The following is a 370-nucleotide window of genomic DNA, read 5'->3' on the forward strand; positions in this document are numbered from 1 at the left end:
CATGGGGGTCAACTGGTTGGCGTTGGGGGGCTGGGGGTCGCGGGGGTGCAGCGCGCGCTGGCGGGGGGGGGGGCGGTGGGCGGCCGCTTACTCCTCCGGGGTGTCCGGGACGTTCTGCCTGTGGGGGCAATCGTGCTCGGGGTGAGGGTCGGCGAGGGCGGCGTGGAGGTCGGCGACGTCGTGGGCCTGGCGGCTGTAGAGGAGCCGGGGCGAGCCGCGGTCGGCGTTGTGCTCGTTGTCGTGCTTGGTGCACCCGTGGACGCGGAAGTGGAGGTGAGCGGGGTGACCGGCGGAGACGACGAGGATGAGGTCGATCAGCAGGTTGTGCTCGACGACGACGCCGTGGTCGAAGTTGGCGGCCAGCACCGGC

The 370-nt window shown here is 72.7% G+C and carries 1 pseudogene; it reads right to left on the reverse strand.

Going from position 1 to position 370, the window contains the following annotated elements:
- Positions 1-87 precede the first annotated feature (87 nt).
- A pseudogene (locus PUR71_RS08715) lies at positions 88-370 on the reverse strand (hypothetical protein); the annotation flags it as partial.

It is taken from the genome of Streptomyces sp. SP17BM10, from assembly GCF_036322405.1.
Classification (GTDB): Bacteria; Actinomycetota; Actinomycetes; order Streptomycetales; family Streptomycetaceae; genus Kitasatospora.